Raw genomic sequence first — 247 nt, 5'->3', positions numbered from 1 at the left:
GCGCATGTCCAGCCATACCGGTGTGCTCGCGGCGACCCGCGCCGGATGCTCCGCCATCAGGCCCCCTGCCGACAGGTTGCGGATGCGAACGTAGAATACGGTCGGATCGTCGCCGATTTTCAGATGGGCGCTGAGCAGCAGGCTGTCGCGATGCCGCTGCCGGGAGCCCGACCCGCTATCGGCATCCCCGCCACCGCCATGATGCGCGTCCGGCTCCGCTCCGTTCCACTCGCGTGAGATGCCGTCC

Annotated in this window: 1 protein-coding gene; it reads right to left on the bottom strand. The window is 68.8% G+C overall.

Going from position 1 to position 247, the window contains the following annotated elements:
• The coding region (locus tag AC0IYH_RS33230; protein ID WP_471838665.1) for a hypothetical protein at positions 1–247 on the bottom strand (247 nt) is incomplete at both ends.

This window comes from Pseudomonas sp. AC463 (assembly GCF_979253585.1).
The sequence above is the reverse complement of the archived record's forward strand: the minus strand, read 5'-3'. Positions and strand labels throughout refer to the sequence as shown.